13 protein-coding genes are annotated in these 17,913 nt (G+C 62.0%); 5 read left to right on the top strand and 8 right to left on the bottom strand.

Annotation, left to right across the window (positions count from 1 at the left end):
* Positions 1-214 precede the first annotated feature (214 nt).
* The 3 genes from JKL45_RS18530 to JKL45_RS18520 all read right to left on the bottom strand — a co-directional run bounded on the left by JKL45_RS18530 (position 215) and on the right by JKL45_RS18520 (position 3,636).
* Positions 215-922 (bottom strand): carbonic anhydrase family protein, encoded by a 708-nt coding sequence (locus tag JKL45_RS18530; RefSeq protein WP_246498667.1) that lies wholly within the window; start codon positions 920-922, stop codon positions 215-217.
* A 208-nt stretch (positions 923-1,130) separates the two neighbouring features.
* Positions 1,131-1,763: a response regulator gene (locus tag JKL45_RS18525; protein ID WP_201863058.1), complete on the bottom strand. Its 633-nt coding sequence runs from the start codon at positions 1,761-1,763 to the stop codon at positions 1,131-1,133.
* 124 nt (positions 1,764-1,887) lie between these two features.
* Complete coding sequence (locus JKL45_RS18520; RefSeq protein WP_201863057.1) at positions 1,888-3,636, bottom strand: sensor histidine kinase; 1,749 nt, start codon at positions 3,634-3,636, stop codon at positions 1,888-1,890.
* Between the two features lie 287 nt (positions 3,637-3,923).
* Here JKL45_RS18520 and JKL45_RS18515 point away from each other — a divergent pair, with 287 nt between their 5' ends.
* The 4 genes from JKL45_RS18515 to JKL45_RS18500 all read left to right on the top strand — a co-directional run bounded on the left by JKL45_RS18515 (position 3,924) and on the right by JKL45_RS18500 (position 8,138).
* Positions 3,924-4,910, top strand: coding sequence for a formylglycine-generating enzyme family protein (locus tag JKL45_RS18515; RefSeq protein ID WP_512699583.1), 987 nt, complete (start codon positions 3,924-3,926; stop codon positions 4,908-4,910).
* Positions 4,911-4,926: 16 nt separating this feature from the next.
* A complete protein-coding gene (locus JKL45_RS18510) occupies positions 4,927-6,621 on the top strand; it encodes an arylsulfatase (protein ID WP_201863056.1) in 1,695 nt (564 codons plus the stop codon).
* 227 nt (positions 6,622-6,848) lie between these two features.
* Positions 6,849-7,106, top strand: coding sequence for a hypothetical protein (locus JKL45_RS18505; protein WP_201863055.1), 258 nt, complete (start codon positions 6,849-6,851; stop codon positions 7,104-7,106).
* Positions 7,107-7,145: 39 nt separating this feature from the next.
* Positions 7,146-8,138: an HAD family hydrolase gene (locus JKL45_RS18500; protein ID WP_201863054.1), complete on the top strand. Its 993-nt coding sequence runs from the start codon at positions 7,146-7,148 to the stop codon at positions 8,136-8,138.
* A gap of 341 nt (positions 8,139-8,479) precedes the next feature.
* Here the strand turns inward: JKL45_RS18500 and JKL45_RS18495 are convergent, their stop codons facing one another.
* The 4 genes from JKL45_RS18495 to JKL45_RS18480 all read right to left on the bottom strand — a co-directional run bounded on the left by JKL45_RS18495 (position 8,480) and on the right by JKL45_RS18480 (position 13,837).
* Complete coding sequence (locus JKL45_RS18495; RefSeq protein ID WP_201863053.1) at positions 8,480-9,142, bottom strand: DUF6766 family protein; 663 nt, start codon at positions 9,140-9,142, stop codon at positions 8,480-8,482.
* 441 nt (positions 9,143-9,583) lie between these two features.
* Positions 9,584-10,414, bottom strand: a complete 831-nt coding sequence (locus JKL45_RS18490) for an alpha/beta fold hydrolase (protein WP_201863052.1) — start codon at positions 10,412-10,414, stop codon at positions 9,584-9,586.
* A 345-nt stretch (positions 10,415-10,759) separates the two neighbouring features.
* A complete protein-coding gene (locus JKL45_RS18485; protein ID WP_201863051.1) occupies positions 10,760-12,031 on the bottom strand; it encodes an adenylate/guanylate cyclase domain-containing protein in 1,272 nt (423 codons plus the stop codon).
* 777 nt (positions 12,032-12,808) lie between these two features.
* Positions 12,809-13,837 (bottom strand): IS110 family RNA-guided transposase, encoded by a 1,029-nt coding sequence (locus JKL45_RS18480; RefSeq protein WP_201863050.1) that lies wholly within the window; start codon positions 13,835-13,837, stop codon positions 12,809-12,811.
* A 454-nt stretch (positions 13,838-14,291) separates the two neighbouring features.
* On the opposite strand from JKL45_RS18480, the gene JKL45_RS18475 reads away from it, so the two are divergent.
* Positions 14,292-14,735 carry an Lrp/AsnC family transcriptional regulator gene (locus JKL45_RS18475; protein ID WP_201863049.1) on the top strand — a complete coding sequence of 148 codons (444 nt, stop codon included), beginning with the start codon at positions 14,292-14,294 and terminating at the stop codon, positions 14,733-14,735.
* A gap of 32 nt (positions 14,736-14,767) precedes the next feature.
* Here JKL45_RS18475 and JKL45_RS18470 read toward each other — a convergent pair whose 3' ends face one another.
* A complete protein-coding gene (locus JKL45_RS18470) occupies positions 14,768-17,824 on the bottom strand; it encodes an aminotransferase class III-fold pyridoxal phosphate-dependent enzyme (protein ID WP_201863048.1) in 3,057 nt (1,018 codons plus the stop codon).
* Between the last annotated feature and the right edge of the window lie 89 nt (positions 17,825-17,913).

Genomic DNA, 17,913 nt, shown 5'->3' with positions numbered 1-17,913 from the left:
GCTGCCAGTCTACCGCATCGTTCGCTTCGCCGCCCTGCGCTCCCACATCACCCGCCAGAAATGGCCAAAGTCGAGCTAAGGGCCTCGAACCCTGTTCTCGCCGTGAGAGGGCGGAAACGCCGAAAATAAGGGACATTCGGCGTTCAGGGCCGTCCAGCTAACGCATTGGGTCTTATAGATTTAGCCATTATCACTTTCACTCTGTTATTGATCCTCATTCCAGGAATGTGATGCGTCCAGTGGCGACATCGTGCATCGCCGCGACGATCTTGAGCTCACCCTGGGCAACCAGATCCCGGAGAACCGAGCTGTCCTTCGCAAGCCCTTGGGCAGCCAGCCTGGCATTCGTGGTCGCCACCTGCTGCACGAAGTCCTTGTTCTTCGAGCTGTGCTCGCCCGGGGCGCTCCCGTTGGCCTCGATCGCTGGCTTGATGCGCTTCAACAGGTTGGTAAGCATTCCCAGTTCCGCACCATCAATGGCACCTTTGACCGCACCACACTCGCCGTGGCCCAGCACGACGATCAGCTTAGCCCCGGCGAGCTTGGTCGCGAACTCGGCACTGCCGACGACATCGTCGTCGGCGACATTGCCGGCAATGCGGGCGCTGAAGATGTCTCCGATACGCTGGTCGAAAACCAGCTCCGGGGGCACGCGGGAATCGATGCACCCGATGATGACCGCGGAGGGAAACTGCCCGCCCGCCGTTGCCCTGACCTGGGTCAGGAGATCGCAGTTGCGCATGTTCTGCGTCAGGAAGCGTTCGTTGCCGGCCTTGAGCTCCTTCAGCGCATCGTCAGGGCTCATCGCGGCTTGCCGCTGTTGTGTCGGCGCCGCGCATTGATCGGCCGCAAAAGCCCGGCCGAAGATCGCGGTGCTTGCCAGGGCACCAGCGCAACAGAAATGCCGTCGTGACAACATCATCTCAACCTCCCTTCGCAAGCCCCTCGAGCCGCTCCACTCAATCGTCCTGATCAGCCATGACTTGGACATCGGCACTCGCACCAAGACGAACCGCTTCGGCAACAATGCCTACCCAACCCGTCGCCCGCGCCCAGGTAAGGCCAGCGCGGATAAGGCTTCGACATGCTCCAGCATGGCCCTTGCTTGGCGTCAGCATGCGGTTCCAGGTTCAGTTCTCCACGAGCTTGTTGCGGATCGCGTAGCGGATCAGGGCGGCGGTCGTGTCGAGGTTGAGCTTGCGCAGGGCCATGGCGCGATGGGTCTCGACCGTCTTGGTGCTGATGCTGAGAATGTCGGCGATCTGCTTGTTGGTCTTGCCCTCGGCGATCAGTTGCACCACGGCCTTTTCACGGGCGGTCAGCGCCGACTCGTCAATTGAGCCTTGCGACAGGTAGGTTTCGAGCAGGGCTTCCGAGACCTTGCCGGTGAAGAACGGCCTGTGTGCACTCAGGGTCTCCACGGCGGAGACCAGAAGCGCCCTGGCGTCGGATTTGAGCAGGAAGCCGCGGGCACCCGCCTCCAGGACATCGCGGATCAGGCTATCGGTGTCGTGCATGGTGAAGATCAGGACTTCGATGCCGGGAAGGCGGCCCCGGACCTGCCGGGTGACCTCGACCCCGTTCACCAGTGGAAGGGCATAGTCGAGGACGACGACGTCGGGCCGGGTGGCCAGGGCCTGGTCGATGGCCTCCTTGCCGTCCCTTGCCTCTCCGACCACCTCCCAGCCCTCATGCCCCTCCAGGATCGTCCGGACGCCGGAGCGGACCACGTCGTGATCGTCGGCGATCAGGATGCGCGTCATCGCGAGTTTTCCTCCGGCGAGCTGGCTGATCGAGCAGGCCCGGGCTCCAGGGCAGGATACACCGTCCGGCTGCCTGCCCCACCTGCGCAAAACCCTGAATTTACTGGAGGCAGACCCTGAATCTTCAGGAGCGAGCCTCGCCGCCGGCCTTGACCGGCCCCGCGAGCCATGGGCCGAGCCTATGCCGGGCCTGGGCCAGCGCCCGCCCGGTTGCCGATACCGGAACGATTGCGATAACCGAGGTGCCGCCTGAACCGGTCTTCATCCTCATGTCGCCGCCGAACTGCTCCAGGCGGGCGCGCATCCCAGCAATGCCGACGCCGAACCGGATGGGGGCGTCAGGCCGGATCAGGCCCGCCATACCATGCCCATCGTCGCGGATGCGGACCACCAGCCGTCCAGACCTGATCCGGGCATCGACCGATACCTGCGAGGCGCCGGCGTGCCGATGCACGTTGGTGAGAGCCTCCTGCACCACGCGCAGGATCGTCCGTTGGAGTTCCGGCGGTAACTCATCGACCTCCTCCGGAATTCGGATGCGAGCAACGAGCCCCGTCCGCCCCGCAAAGCCTTCGGCGAAGTCTCGCAACGTGGCCTGGAGGCCGTCGTTCGCCAGATTCGGCGGATGCAGCAGGTAAGTGAAGATCCGCAATTCCCGCAGGGCCTCGCCGAGCAGTCGCTCGACCTCTGTGACGGCCTTGCGGAACGCTGGCGTCTGGGCAACGCTCCCCTTGAGACCGGCAAGCCCAAGGTTTGCCGCCACGAGGTGCTGGGCGGTCGAGTCGTGCAGCTCACGGGCGATGCGTTGACGCTCCTCCTCCTGGAGGGCGAGCAACTGCCCGGATAGTTCGCTGACCTGCTTCTTTGCTCCATTGACCTGATCGGACAAGACGCGCAGCGGCCGCTCCACCTGACGAGTGGTGAACAGGGCAGCCAGGCCACCGGCTAGAAGGAGGAAGGACGCCATCCCGGCCATCTGCCACACGGCAACCGTGACCGGCGCGTCGACGATAGCGAGCGGCACCGTCACCACCGTCGTCCAGCTCGTCGCCCCGGAACCGCGGTACGCGACCAGGACTGGGATTCCACGTTCATCGACAGCCTCGATCAAGCCGCTCGCGGTCTCGCTCCCGGTGACGGCGGCAAGACGCGCCGCGAGGGCAGCCGGCGCGGGAATCCACGATGACGTCTCCGCCCCTCTCATGGTCACGATCGGCTGCAGCTTGCGGTCGTAGAGGCCTCGCGTCCATTCCTCGGGAGCGTCATGGCCTTTCAGGATGGTGCCGAGGCGGTCCTGCGACAGGATGGTGGTGATAAAGCCCTTCATCGTGCCGTCGTCCTGGTCGATCCGCAGGCTGAGCGCGATGATCGTCGATCCGGGCTTCACGATGCTCGCCATGCGGCCCGACACAGTCCAACCGCGATCCCGCACCCGGTTCAGCGCTTCCGGGTAGGTTGGGAAGTCCCTGTGCCGGGGAAGCGGCACCCCGAAAGGCCGGAGGGTGCTGGCGACCTGACCGTCCAGATCCTGAAGAATCAGCCATGAGCCGTCGGGGATCGGCGTTGCCTTGAGCTGGTCGTAAAAACCCCTATCGTCGCCGGACTTCAGGGCAGGCGACGAAGAGAGGCCCTTCAGCAGAGCGTTGCCGGCCGCCACCTCCTGCTCGAACCCGAAGGACAGCGCGGTCGCCGTGCCCAAGGCACGTTCCCGGATGGCCTCGCGCTCGTGCCGGGCGTTCGAGAGCAGCAGAACCGCCGCGGCGACGCAGGTCAACAGAATAACAGCCGCGAAGGTCAGGACGACCCGGCCCCGCAGCCGAGGCGGCAAGCCCGGGAGTGATCGCGCGATCGACGGGACAGCGCCACTGCTCATGACGGCGACTTCCAGCCGCGAGGCAACGCAACGGGATCAGGGTCGCGACAGACCCTCGGTCCGACAACATATGTTAAACCCTGAGACCATTCCGTGTCGACCTGCATCGGTCTGGAACTGCGTATCCGCACCCGGTCCCTTCTCCAATTCGAAACGCTCCCGGCGATTCATGATCTCCTGAACGCATGAATCAGGGTCTGCCTCCGTCAAATTCAGGACAGACCCCAATAGACCGGCAACGGTACATGGGACGACACTGCCGGCATGCCAGGACGGGAGCCACGCCCATGTCGCAGGCCACACTTCAGCACGCACGGGGCCATTGCCCAGAGAACCAGCCACACACTGACATGATCCGGATCTCCGGCGGCACGTTCCGAATGGGGTCGGGAAGGCATTATCCGGAGGAGGCGCCCGTCCACCGCGTCACCGTTGACGGCTTCTGGATCGACCGGACGCCTGTCACCAACCGGCAGTTCCGCGACTTCGTCCGTGCGACCGGGCATGTCACCTTTGCCGAGAAGCGTCCCGACCCCAACGATTATCCCGGTGCGCTGCCGCACATGCTGTATGCGGGCTCGCTCGTCTTCACGCCGCCGGATCATCCGGTCGACCTCCGGAACTGGAGCCAGTGGTGGACCCTGCTCAGGGGCGCCGACTGGCGCCATCCCCAGGGCCCGAAGAGCACCATTAACGGCCTCGACACCCATCCCGTCGTGCATGTGGCCTTCACTGATGCGCTTGCCTATGCACGCTGGGCCGGCAAGGACCTGCCGACCGAGGCCGAATGGGAGATCGCGGCCCGCGGCGGCCTTGACGGAGCCGAGTTCGCCTGGGGCGACGAGTTCACGCCGGAGGGGCGGCAAATGGCGAACACCTGGCAGGGTGCCTTTCCATTCCAGAACCTCGCGCAGGACGGCTACGAGCGCACGTCACCAGTGACCGCCTTCCCGCCCAACGGCTACGGCCTCTACGACATGATCGGCAATGTCTGGGAGTGGACGAGCGACTTCTACGCACCAACGCACCCGGCCGACGCGGTGAAGGCGTGCTGCATTCCCGAGAACCCGCGCGGCGGACCCGAGGACCAGAGCCATGACCCGTGCCAGTCGGAGACCAGGATCCCGCGCCGGGTGCTGAAGGGCGGTTCGCATCTGTGTGCCCCCAATTACTGCCGGCGTTACCGCCCGGCGGCGCGCCACCCCCAGCCGGTCGACACGTCCACCAGCCATGTCGGATTTCGCTGCGTCAGTCGAGAAACTCTGGAAACCTGAAAGAGGGAGAAGTATCATGCCTCGTGCAGTTCTCGCGGGAAGGTCAAACACCGCTTCCCCAGGCAGCGGATCTTGGGCGAAGGGCGCGCTTGCCAGCGCGTGCAATGCGTCGCGAACGGTTCTGTTGGGTGCCACCGCGCTCATCTCCGCCGCCGCCTTGACACCAGCCGCCGCTCAAGCGCCGGCACGGCCCAACATCGTCGTGATCATGGGCGATGACATCGGCATCTGGAATATCGGTGCATACCACCGTGGCATGATGGCGGGACGCACGCCCAATCTCGACAAGATCGCCGCAGAGGGCATGCTGTTCACCGACTACTATGCCGAGGCGAGCTGCACCGCAGGTCGCGCCAATTTCATCACCGGGGAGTTGCCGATCCGAACCGGAATGACCACAGTCGGCCAAGCCGGTGCGCCGCTCGGACTACCAGCTGAAGCGGTGACGATTGCCACCGCGCTGAAAGACCTGGGCTATGCCACAGGGCAGTTCGGCAAGAACCACTTGGGCGACAAGAACGAGTTCCTGCCCACGGTGCACGGTTTCGACGAGTTCTATGGCTATCTCTATCACCTCGATGCGATGGAAGATCCCTGCCATCCGAACTACCCGCAGGAGCTGAGGGCCCAGGTCGGCCCGCGCAACATGCTCCACACGTGGGCAACGAATGTCGAGGACTCCACGACCGATCCGCGCTGGGGCACGGTTGGCAAGCAAAGGATCGAGGACGCGGGTGAATTGTGCCCGAAGCGCATGGAAACCGTGGACGATGAGATCCGCGACAATGCCCTCAAGTTCATCGATAAGGCCAAGGCCGACAACAAACCATTTTTCCTGTGGCTCAACCCGACACGGATGCACATCGTCACGCACCTCTCGCCGAAATACGAGGCGATGCGCAACTCCCAGAACGGTTGGTCCATTCATGAAGCCGGCATGGCACAGCTCGACGATGACATCGGCCTCGTCATGAAGAAGCTTCAGGACGTGGGTGTGGACGACAACACCATCGTCGTGTTCACCACTGACAATGGCACCGAGGTTTTCACCTGGCCTGACGGCGGACAGACACCCTTCGCCCAGAGCAAGGGCACGGTGATGGAAGGCGGCTTCCGCGCGCCGGCCATGATCCGCTGGCCCGGTAAGGTACCGGCAGGCAAGGTCGAGAACGGTCTCATATCAGGGCTCGATTGGTTCCCGACGCTCCTGACGGCTGCCGGAAACCCGAATATCACCGCCGAACTGAAGCAGGGCAAGAAGATCGGCGACCGGAACTACAAGGTGCATCTGGACGGTTACGACCAAACCAACCTGATTACCGGCAAGGGGCCGTCGAATCGCCAGGAGATCTTCTATTTCGGCGAGAGCACTTTGGGCGCCGTGCGGTTCGGTGACTACAAGTATCGCTTCATCGACCAGCCGGGCGGGTGGCTGGGCGGCAAGACCCAAATCGACGTGCCGGCCCTGACCAATCTGCGCCTCGATCCCTTCGAGCGCACTGGCTGGCCCAGCGCTGGAACCAAAGAGGGAGCGCAGCAATACTTCGATTGGTTCAAGTACGAATTCTGGCGGTTCGTGTTCGTTCAGCAGCAAGTGGAGAAGTTGGCTATGACGGCGGTCGAGTTCCCGCCGATGCAAAAGGGAGCGAGCTTCAACCTTGAAGCCTTGAAGGGGCAAATCGAGGCTGCGCGGGCGGCAATAGCGAAATAGGTGAGTAAGCGATCGTGAAGCACGCGGGTCACCAGCCGTGATTGGCCCGCGTGCCCCCTTCGTCAAGAGCAGGTCGGAATACACGGTCGACCAGTTCCCTGAACCGGCATGGGTCCCCCAGCTCGAATAGCCCGCAATGCTTCATCGGCTACCGGTGCAAGGATGGCTCCGATGACTTCAGATGGTTCAGAAGGTGGCACCGGGTTTCACCAGGAGGAGAATTGACCATGAAACGCACCATCGTCCTTGCTGCTCTGGGCATTCTTGCGGCTGCTGTGCCAGGACAGGCGCAGGAACGGGATGCCAGACCTGCACCGAGCACGAATGAGATCGTCATTCCGTCGCAACGAGTTCTTGAGCGGGACGCAGTCACGCAACCGCGGAACGACTTCTCGACGAATGACGCCGTCGCCACCGAGCAGATGGAGCGGCAGAACCGGAAAATAGACCGTGAAGTCGAGAAGGGGATCTGCACAGATTGCTGACACCGGCATTCCGTCACTCAGTGGAAGGAGGAGGTATCGATGCGCATTCGTTTCCTTCGGTTGGGAGCGCTTGCCCTGGCCGCAGTCTGGATGTCGGCCGCGGTCGCGCAGACCGACCCGCTGCCCTCATGGAATGAAGGTCCGGCGAAGCAGGTGATCGTCGCCTTCGTGAACGACGTGACCCGGGAAGGATCCCCCGACTTCGTTCCACCACAGGAGCGGATCGCCACCTTTGACAATGACGGCACGCTGTGGATCGAGCAGCCGATCTACGTCCAGTTCGCCTTCGCCTTGGACCGGGTCAGGGAGCTGGCGCCGCAGCATCCCGAGTGGAAGGACACGCAGCCGTTCAAGGCCGCGCTCGAAGGCGACATGGCCGCACTCGCAGCGGCCGGCGAGAAGGGAGCCGTCGAGATCGTCGCCGCAACGCATGCCGGCATGACGCCGGCGCAATTCATCGGGTTGATCAGGGCCTGGCTCACGACCGCCAAGCACCCCCGCTTCAACCGCCCCTACGACGAGCTCGTGTACCAGCCCATGCTGGAGGTCCTGGCCTACCTGCGGGCCAATGGCTTCAAGACGTTCATCGTCTCGGGCGGTGGCATCGAGTTCATGCGGGCCTTCGCCGAGAAGAGCTACGGCATTCCGCCCGATCAGGTCGTGGGCTCGAGCATCGTCACGAAGTTCGAGCGCCGCGATGGTCAGCCGACCCTGGTCCGCCTGCCTCAGGTGAACTTCGTCGACGACGGGCCTGGCAAGCCGGTCGGAATCAACCAGCATATCGGCCACCGGCCGATCGCCGCCTTCGGGAACTCGGACGGTGACCTCGAGATGCTGCAATGGACCACCGAGGCGGGCGGACGCCGCCTCGGCGTCGTGGTGCATCACACCGATGCGGAGCGCGAATACGCCTACGACCGTCAGTCGAAGATTGGTCACCTCGACAAGGCGCTCGAGGCCGCGACGGTGGATCGCTGGACTGTCGTCGACATGAAGCGGGACTGGAAGACCATCTTCCCGGTCAGACCCTAGTTCATGGAGATCGGTGAATGACGGCCGAGAGGCCGAAGCGGACGCTGGCCGTTCGTAACTTCTGGCCAGCACAAGATGATGTCACCGCTGACCAGATGGCAAGCTGTCTCCGGTTGAACCTTGATGGAGCCGAACGAGCAGGGTCCGATGCACTACACCGCTTTAATGTCGGTCTTGGCCACTGTCGCTTTACCGATCCTCGCTACGCCGGATGACACTCAAAGCCGCTGACAACAGGAGCGCCCGCTTGTCTTAAGAGTGACACCCCGCAGCGTCCTGCATCCAGGAGACATCGTGCCGTTCGGCTCGATCAATCCTGGCTATACCGGCTAAGGGCAGAGTCAGTGCCCGGTTGTGGCGTGTGGTGCGGCCACAGGCTTGGACTCCGGCGAGCCGCGCTCGCGCAGATAGATGCCGAGCACCAGCAGAACGCCGATCGACAGGAACTCGCTCTGCCAGTTCTGAAAGCTCTCGTACCAGAACCCCGGGTCTCCGAGCGTCTCGACCATGGTTTGCGTCGGCTGATGATGCATGAGGGCCTCCTCGTTCATCCGCCGTGTGCTCCCCGCCAGATGAAGCCAGAAGGAGGCGAGAAACAACGTGACCAGCGCGATGCTGAGGGAATGCGAGTAGAGCTTCAGCACCAGGCCACCGCGATGCACGGGCCAAGGGGCATCCGGATCATTGCGTTTCTTGGAAGGCGCTTCATCCTCGGGGTTCGCCTCGTCCGGCTTCTTGGACTCCGAGGCACCCTTCTGGAACAGGAAGATGGTCAGCAGCACGTAGGTAGCCATCTGGAGGAACTCGCTCTCCCAATTCTCGAACACCGCCGAGATGAAGTGGCCGCTGGCCAAGTAATCCGTCAAGCCGACGGCCGGGAGCTCGTGCAGTTGCAATTCCTCGGCTTGAGCCCTCCATCCAGTGAGCGCTTGGCCAACCAGGGAGATCAGGAACAGGCTGAATAGGGCGACCGATAGTCCATTGTCACGCAGAAACTGCCGCATACGTCCAACCTCACGCACTCGAACTGCTACGGTGAGAGAACGCGGGGTAGGAATATTGGTTTCGCTCTGTCCTCGCGACCGGAGCCAACCTGAGGGCCTGTTGCCATGCAGGTTCACAGGCTCGGCCGTCAAAAGAGGCTCCTCGAAAGGGCCGCTTTGGGTCATCCGACGAAATTTCCAAGGCTTCCGGAATGTCAGTTGTCCCATTAGTCAGCAGACATTCGGTCTATTTCGCAGATGTGCCAGTAGGCGACCTTACTCGACAGACGTCGAGAGACACTGAGCTAGATTCTCTGGACCCTAACGAAATTCGAATTCTCGCAGAGGATGAGCCTGCCTCGCGGAGCAAGGCAGGCGCTTCTTTTTAGATCTGGGCTCTACGGATCATTGCCTCACGATGTGAGGCATCGCCCTTGATCCATCACAAGCCTTATGGCCCGGTCAGCTTTGAATGAAGGCGAGAAGATCCGGATTGATGATCTCCGGGTGCGTGGTGCACATCCCGTGCGGAAGCCTCTCATACACCTTGAGCGTGCCGTTCCTCACGAGCTTGATGGCCAGCAGGGCCGAGTCGGCAATCGGGACGATCTGGTCATCGTCTCCGTGCATGATGAGCACAGGCACCTCGATTCGCGTGAGGTCCTCGGTGAAGTCAGTCTCGGAGAAGGCCTTGATGCAGTCGTAGTGGGGCTTGATGCCACCCATCATGCCCTGGCGCCACCAATTGTCGATGACCGCCTCAAGGACCTTCGCACCGGGACGGTTGAATCCATAAAACGGACCGGCAGCGACATCTCTGTAGAACTGGGCACGGTTGGCCGCGAGCTGGGCTCGGAAGCCGTCGAAGACCTCGATCGGCAGGCCGCCAGGGTTCTTGTCCGATTTGACCATCACCGGCGGCACGGCCCCGATCAATACAGCCTTGGCAACCCGGCCGGGTTCCGCCCGAGCCACGTAATGCGCGGCCTCGCCGCCACCGGTGGAATGGCCGACATGGATGGCCTGTTTCAGGTCAAGGGCTGTGACCAGTTCGGCAACATCGGCGGCATATGTGTCCATCTCATTGCCTGTTGCAGTCTGGGTCGAGCGCCCGTGGCCGCGGCGGTCGTGGGCGATCACACGGAAGCCCTTATCGAAAAAGAACTGCATCTGGTTGTCCCAGTCATCGGCACTGAGCGGCCAGCCATGATGGAAGACGATGGGCTGAGCATCGCGTGAGCCCCAGTCCTTGTAGAAAATCTGCGTACCATCCCGAGTTGTGATCGTGCTCATCGTCTTCTCCTTGCGCAAGCAGAACGCAAGGCCGAGCTTAGGAAGATTGTTTGACACGTTTGTGGCGTCGCATTGCTGTCGGTGCCAGGAGGCCGATAGAACTCCAACCTACCTCGATGCGCAGGCAGGGCTTGCGCCACTGTCGCAAGGACCGCCAGCGGATGCTCAGTCTACTCCTGAGAAGTGCCAATTAAAGACGCTCCTCGTATGTAGGCCAGTTTTGGAGCCTGTGTCAGGTCATCTGCTGATTGGTTAGACCGATCAGAACGTCATGGTGCAAATGCCCCTCCCGCTCGAACCGGTAGTCGAGGTCGCCGGCGAACTCCCGGGTGATCATCTGCCGCCTCAGCAATTTGGGTTGGCTCGACTGATCGGCGCCTGCTCCGGTTCCTCAGCTTCCATCCAGGATGGGTCGAGCGTGAACAACTCCTGCGGGCGGTTGACGCCTCTCAGGGCATAACGGCCGACGGAAACGAGGCATTCCTGCTCGGCTATCGAAGCAGCCGCGAAGAAAGCCGAGGAGACCAGAACATCCCTCTCGACGGAGCGACAGAGGGCGGCGATCCGGCTCACCTCATTCACGGCCGGTCCGACCACCGTGAAGTCGAGGCGATCCTGGCTGCCGATATTGCCGTAGAAGACTTCGCCAATGTGAAGGCCAAGATAAGGATCGGCGACCGGCAGGTTCACGGCCATGCGATCACGGTTGAGTGCGCGGATCCGGGACCTCATCAGTTGCTCTGCTTTGAGAGCGCATTGACACGCCTGCCTCGGATCCTCTTCCTTGAAGATCGCGAGGGTGCCGTCCCCGATCAGCTTGAGAACATCGCCGCCTGCCTCACAGACCGACGAGATGATGGCCTCCGAGTAGTCGTTCAGGAAGGGAATGATTTGCTCCGGATCGGCTGTCTCGCTGATGTGTGTGAAGCCGCGCAGGTCGCTGAACCAGAGAACGGCCTGGATCCGGTCGGTGACGCCACGGGCGATCCGCCCTTTTAAAACGAGGCTGCCGGCATCGCGACCAAGGTAGGTTTCGACGAGGGTCTTTGCGATGCGTGCAAGCGAGGCGCATTTCAGGGCGAGCATCAGGGGCGATGCCAGCTCCTGGACAAGTGATATCTGCTCGTCCGTAAAGCCGGGCTCGATGTCCGTTGTCCAGGATGAGTAGAAGGAATCCATCTCCCCGATGATGCCCTCGGCCTCGAAGCGATGGATCAGAACGAGATAATCCGTCTGCCCCTCAGCGCGCAGATCCGCCAGGACGGAGAAGTCCTCGACATAACCCGGCCCAATCCGCCGCCGCAGGAAATCTTCTCCGCTCATCAGAAGATGATAATAGGTGCTCCTGCGCCAGTTGGCGGCGACCTCGCCCCCGACATTCGTGCGGCCATACTCGACCATGTGGTCGAGATCGCCCTGATCATCACGGCGCCAGCGGAAGACACGTCCCTCATGGATCGGGTGCAGCGTGTCGATGACGATGTTCACGCGCGCGACGGGCACACCTCCGGCCACAAGGCGATGGCAGAAGCCGTGAAGGAGCTCCAGCTCCGTCATGCCCGTCAGCCCGGCTCTTGTGACCCATCTGGCGATGTCTGCTGCCTTGCCGCTATCCATGACGGTCCCTCATGATTCCTGGTCTAACGGCAGCCATCGACCGCCGCAGATGGAGCGGTCAGTCGTATCCGCAAGCCAATCAAGAGGCTCACCGCCGTTTTGTCTATTCTACCGGAGCGGACTGAGGTCCCGCGGGCTCAGACCGCCTCACCATTCGTCTTCCTGGACGCACTCAGGACCAGGTTCCTCACTGTCATGTAGAATATAGGGGTGAGAATCGGGCCGAACAGAGTCACGCCCGGCATGCCGGCGAATACCGCCTTGCCACCCAGCGGCTCAACCGGTGGGTTGTTTCAACGGCACCGGTCAGAATGCAACCCTTCGGTGAGGGCATATCAAGGCCCGCTTATACACGCTCATTGAGTAGGCACAGAGGCTCAGTGCCCTTTTGCTCAAGCACACTATGGCGCTCCATCCTGAGAAAACCATATGGCAGCCGATTATATTTCAATCCAAGGATTGAGCGTCCGAGAAAACCGCTGAAGCAGACCTTCGAAGGAAGTCCACTTAGTGCCATGTGTGGACGGCTCCCTGTTGGCAAGGGGTTTGTTTGACGCTTCTGCAAGATTGGTCGGTGCGGCCATGTGTTCGACCTGTTGGTGCGGTACCCATGACCGCTGGCCATAATGCCCTTCGCGAAGGGGTCCCGACCAAAAGCTCGCATTCCAAGATGCTCTGGCACATGTGGGGTGTCCCGCTTCCCGGTTCGACCGGATCCTGCATTAACGTCTGTTCGCCCTTCCCAACCTTGGTCTCGTCAGGTGTTCCGACGAGGTGTTACGCCGCCTGCCCGACCACAGGCTCCCGATAGCGCTCGCCCCTGACCATGATTGCCCACACCATGCGAGCCATCTTGTTGGCCAGGGCCACCGCCGCCACCTTTGTGGCCCGCCGCGCCAGCAACTGCACGATCCACGGCCGCCGCGTTCCATGCCGCTGGGCAAAGCGGATCACCGCCAGCGCTCCTATGGTGAGCATGGACCTCAGGTAGCGGTTGCCCTGCTTGGTCACCCCGCCCAGCCGCTCCTTGCCGCCGCTGGAGTTCTGCTTCGGCACCAGTCCGATCCAGGCCGCCAGATTGCGCCCGGACGAGAAGGCCTTCGGGTTAGGAACATGGGCCACCAGGGCGGACGCGAGCAGCGGACCCACCCCAGGGATCTCCGCTAGGCGGCGGCTGACTTCGCTGGCCCGATGGCAAGCCGTGATGCGCCGGTCCATCTCCAGGATCTGGCGCTTGACCAGCACCAGTTGCTCGGCCAACGCCAGAACGCAGGCCCGGGCGAGCTCCGGCACACGCTCATCCCCATCACTGATCATCAGCAGGAGCTCATCAACACCCTCCCGGCCGATCTTCGCCACCAGGCCGAACTCCGCCAGGTGGGCTCGGATGGCGTTGGTCAGCATAGTCTTCTGCCGCACCTGCATCAGCCGGACCCGGTGCAGCATGAGGATGCTCTGCTGCTCACACGTCTTCGTCTCGACAAAGCGCATGGTGGGCCGGGTCACCGCCTCGCAGATCGCCTCGGCATCGGCCATGTCGTTCTTCTGCCGTTTTACGTAAGGTTTGACGTAAGCCGGCGGCATGAGCTTCACCTGATGGCCGAGGCTCTGGAGCTCCCGTGACCAGTGGTGGGCACTGGCACACGCCTCGATGCCGATCAGGCACGGCGGCAGACTGGCAAAGAACTTGAGCACCTGCCCTCGCCTGACCTGACGCCGGATCAGCACCTCGCCGGTGGCGCTGATACCGTGCACCTGGAAGACGGACTTGGCGATATCCAGACCAATGGTAGTGACCGTGCTCATGGGCTGCTCCTGTGTCGCTGGCTGCTGACAACAGCCATGCTACCTCACCGCTGGGTGGGAGCCGTCCACAGCATCAAGAGCCGACACCCCGCGTTCCTCGGCCCGCCGGTAAATGCCTAGATCGTCTGATCGAGCAGATCTCAGACAGCAGCGTTCCTGCGTCCATCAAATGTTGCCAGGAGGACATCGCCTCTCAGCTGAGGCTTGCCAATCGGCCCCGTGACAAATTTGAAATGCAGACAGACCCCACATGCATGGGCACAATTCCGGCCACCATGGTGACTGTCTGTGTGACCGCATAATTGGAAATCGGCCCAAGCGCCTTCGCACCCAATGGAAATCGCATTTGGGCAGGCGCTGGTGACCACTGCCACTTGATTTCTTCGGCTCAATCAAATGACTTGGCTTTTAGATTGAATGCCTCTTGTGCGATTACTAGAGCTAAAGCAACATTATGATGCATCTCGATGAAGCCGACCGCCAGATCCTCAAAATCCTGGCACGTTCCGGTCGCGAACCCTTGAAACAACTGGCGAGTGCCGTTGGCCTTTCCCGCAGTACCTTGACTGCTCGTCTCCGGCGCCTGGAGCGAGAGGGCTTCATCCAAGGCTATTGTGCCATCCTTTCATCGAGCATCTCGCCGAGGCCGAACCAGGCTGTCCTGCTCGTGAAACTCAACAAGACGCCTGCCTACGACATTGTCGATGCCATTCGGCAGATTGACGAGGTCATTCAATGCCGGTCCGTGGCTGGCGACATCGACCTCGTCCTGGATGTTTCCGCCGACGCGATTGAGACCCTCAACAGAGTTCGTGATCAGGTATCGACCATTTCCGGGGTCGCTGAAGTGCGAACACACATGGTTCTAGCAACCAATTTCAGGACCATATTATCCTGAAAGGCTCATCCGTGGTTTGCATTATCCCGTTCCTAGATGCGGCAGGGTTCCTCCCGCAGCACCGCGGCCAGACGATGCAGGAGATGGGACCCATCCTCCCGGGTAAAGCACAGGGGTGGCCTGATCTTTAGAACATTGTCGAACGGCCCGTCGGTCCCGATCAGGATACGATGCTCGCGAAGGCGGTTCACGATGTACGAAGCCGTCTTTTGCGCCGGCTTCAGGGTGTCGCGATCCTCAACCAGCTCAACGCCGATGAACAGTCCGGATCCCCGGACGTCACCGATTATCACGTGGTCGTCCTGAAGTCCGCGCAGTCCATCCAGCATGAACGTGCCGACGTCCAAGGCCTGTGCCTGAAGGTTCTCCTCGTCGACGACGCGGAGGACCTCGCGGCCAATCACGCAAGCAAGCGTACTCCCACCGAAGGTGCTGAAAAATTCCATCCCATTGGCGAACGAGGCGGCAATTGCGGGAGTCGTGATCACTGCACCGATCGGGTGCCCGTTTCCGATTGGCTTACCTAGTACGACGATGTCGGGCACGACGCCTTGCGTCTCAAAACCCCATCGATGGGTGCCGATGCGGCCAAGGCCGGTCTGCACCTCGTCGGCAATACACACTCCCCCTGCCGCCCGGACGGCCTCGTATGCATGACGGTAGTAGCCCGGTGGCGGGATAAGTTGCCCACCAACACTGGGGAATATCTCGCAGATGAAGGCCGCGACCCTCCGGTCGCGCGCCTGGATCCGTTCGACGGCGGCGCGGACATGATCAGCGTATTTGCGTCCGGCTTCCGGATCGCTTCCCTTGTATGGACCACGGTAGGGATCGGCGACGGGAACCACTTCAACCCAGTCCGGTGCTCCCCGCCCTCCGGGACCGTTGAACTTGTACGGACTGATGTCGATCGCCGTGTTGGTGTTGCCGTGATAGCCTGCGTCCATCACGATCGTGCCCACGGCCCCGGTGTGGGCCCGGGCAAGCCGCAGGGCGAGTTCGTTCGCCTCGCTTCCCGAGTTCACGAAGAAGCAGACGCTCAGCTCATCGGGGAGCCGCGATGTGAGTGCCTCCGCATACTCGACCTGCGCCGGGTGCAGATACCTGGAGTTGGTATTGAGCAGTCGGTTCTGTCGTGCTGCCGCAGCGACGATCCGCGGGTGGCAGTGGCCTACATGCGGCACGTTGTTGTAACCGTCGAGGTAGGTCCGGCCATACTGGTCGAACAGGAACTGCCGATATCCGCGAAGCAGGGTGAGCGGCGCACGATAGGAGAGCTTCAGGTTGTCCGCGAAGCGCTTCTTGCGCTGGGGCAGTACGGTTTCAGTCGCGACGGTGACAGCTGCGGTATCCTTATTGGCTAGGTTCAGGAGGGCCGCCCCGTTAGGGAACAGCTCCATCCATCCAGCAGACTCATCCGGATCAGCGACGCCAGGCCAGTCCGCTCCGCGACCCAGTGTGGTAAGGCCGAGTTGGAAATGAATATGAGGGGTCCAGCCACCGTTCTCTGCCCGATCGCCGATGAGGGCGATGACCTCCCCGGCGACCACGGTCTGTCCCGGCGAAAGACGTGTGACGACGTCTGCCGCCAAGTGACCGTAGAGCGTGTAGAATCTATCACCGCCTGGTGTCGCGTGTTCCAGCACCGCGACGCCGCCATAGTCGAGGGGCGAGGTACGGAGCTCAACGGCATGCACGACGCCGTCGAGGGGTGCTCGGACTTCCGTTCCGGCATCGATGAACACGTCCACAGCGATGTGAACGGTGCGTCTGTGGGATCCCGCATAGGGAGTCTTCCTGAATTCGGGCCCGGTATAAATGAGACGCGGCTCGCCATATCGGCCGAGTCCGATGTCTGAGTCCCCCATCGCTTCCGCGACCGCGTCGTCCAGATCGTCCGGATCGAGGTCGAATGGGTTACGGGGGGATGCGGGACTGGCGACGCTGAGGTCGATGACCGGAATTCCGTTGAGGTCCCGGCCGAACATAGGGGCGAACCGACCCCGATGGCTTGCGATCCAACCCATCACCGCATCGGCACGGGGATGTCCGGGACGTCCGCACGAGACGCGAAGGCATGCGAGGACCCAATCGGGGGGAAGGCTCGAATTCGTCTCCAGGAAACTCCAGGCCGGCTGCTCGGAAACCGTGACATACGGATCGTCCGGCTTCTCCCGCTTGACGATGGCAGAGTTCGTGACGCTCACGGCAAGCCGCGTCAGGACGAGTGGATAGATCAAGGCGAGTTCTTCATCGCTCAACGGCCGGACGCTGTCGTACCCGGCAACGAGCGCGGCAAGGGCCGCAATAGGCCGTTCCTGGCCGAGAACTGCGTACGCGCCGGCGATCGCAAGTTCCGCGACGGCTGGGGAATCGATCATGTCACCGAAGTCGATGATGCCCGAGAGCCGCGGTTCCCCCGTGCTGGCATCCACGAGCATATTGTAGTCGTTGATGTCGTTGTGGATCGCGGTGGTGGGGAGTGCGGTTAGCCGCCCTAGCAGGTCGCCCTCGAATTCGGAGATGATCCGTTCGACGATCTCCCGCCTGCCGTCACCCTCAATCAGATCTATCGCATCGCGAACCCAACCCGATCGGCGAAGATCCCATTTGATACTTCGTCCGAGAGCAGGATGAGCGAAGTCTTCGAGAGCCCGATCCATCTTTGCCAGGGTCGCCCCGATCTCGCGCAACAGGGAAGGCGGCTGCGGGCTGGTCTCCGCGTAGAGCCGGCCGGGCAGGTTCGTGATGAGCCAGACCAACCGCTCCTCACCATCCTGATCGCGGGCCGATACGAAGTGCGATCCGTCATGCGCCTTCACGACGCGTGGAACAACGACCTCCGGAGCGTGCGCCGCGACATGGTTCAGGGCTTTGCATTGCACCTCGATGAGAGAGCTCTCGCATCCGGGCCGCATCACTTTCAGGACATGGGTTCTCGTCCCCTCCTGGTGCACGGCGAAGTTCAAGTCGTATTCTCCATCCAGTGGAGTGAGAGAGGCTGCGATGCCAAAATGCTCCAAGAGCACGTTTGCCCACCATGCTTCGCTGGCCAACTGAACGGGACCCGTCGGCGATGCCTCTTGCATTTCCACTTCCTTCTTCACGATCCTGCTCACAAACCCGACATTTCCGGTAGAGGGAGCAGCGTTCTCGGTCGCAACTCGGTCGAACTGAC

Origin of the sequence: Microvirga soli (genome assembly GCF_016734765.1) — a bacterium.
GTDB lineage: Bacteria > Pseudomonadota > Alphaproteobacteria > Rhizobiales > Beijerinckiaceae > Microvirga > Microvirga soli.
This window is presented reverse-complemented; position numbering and strand designations above follow the sequence as displayed.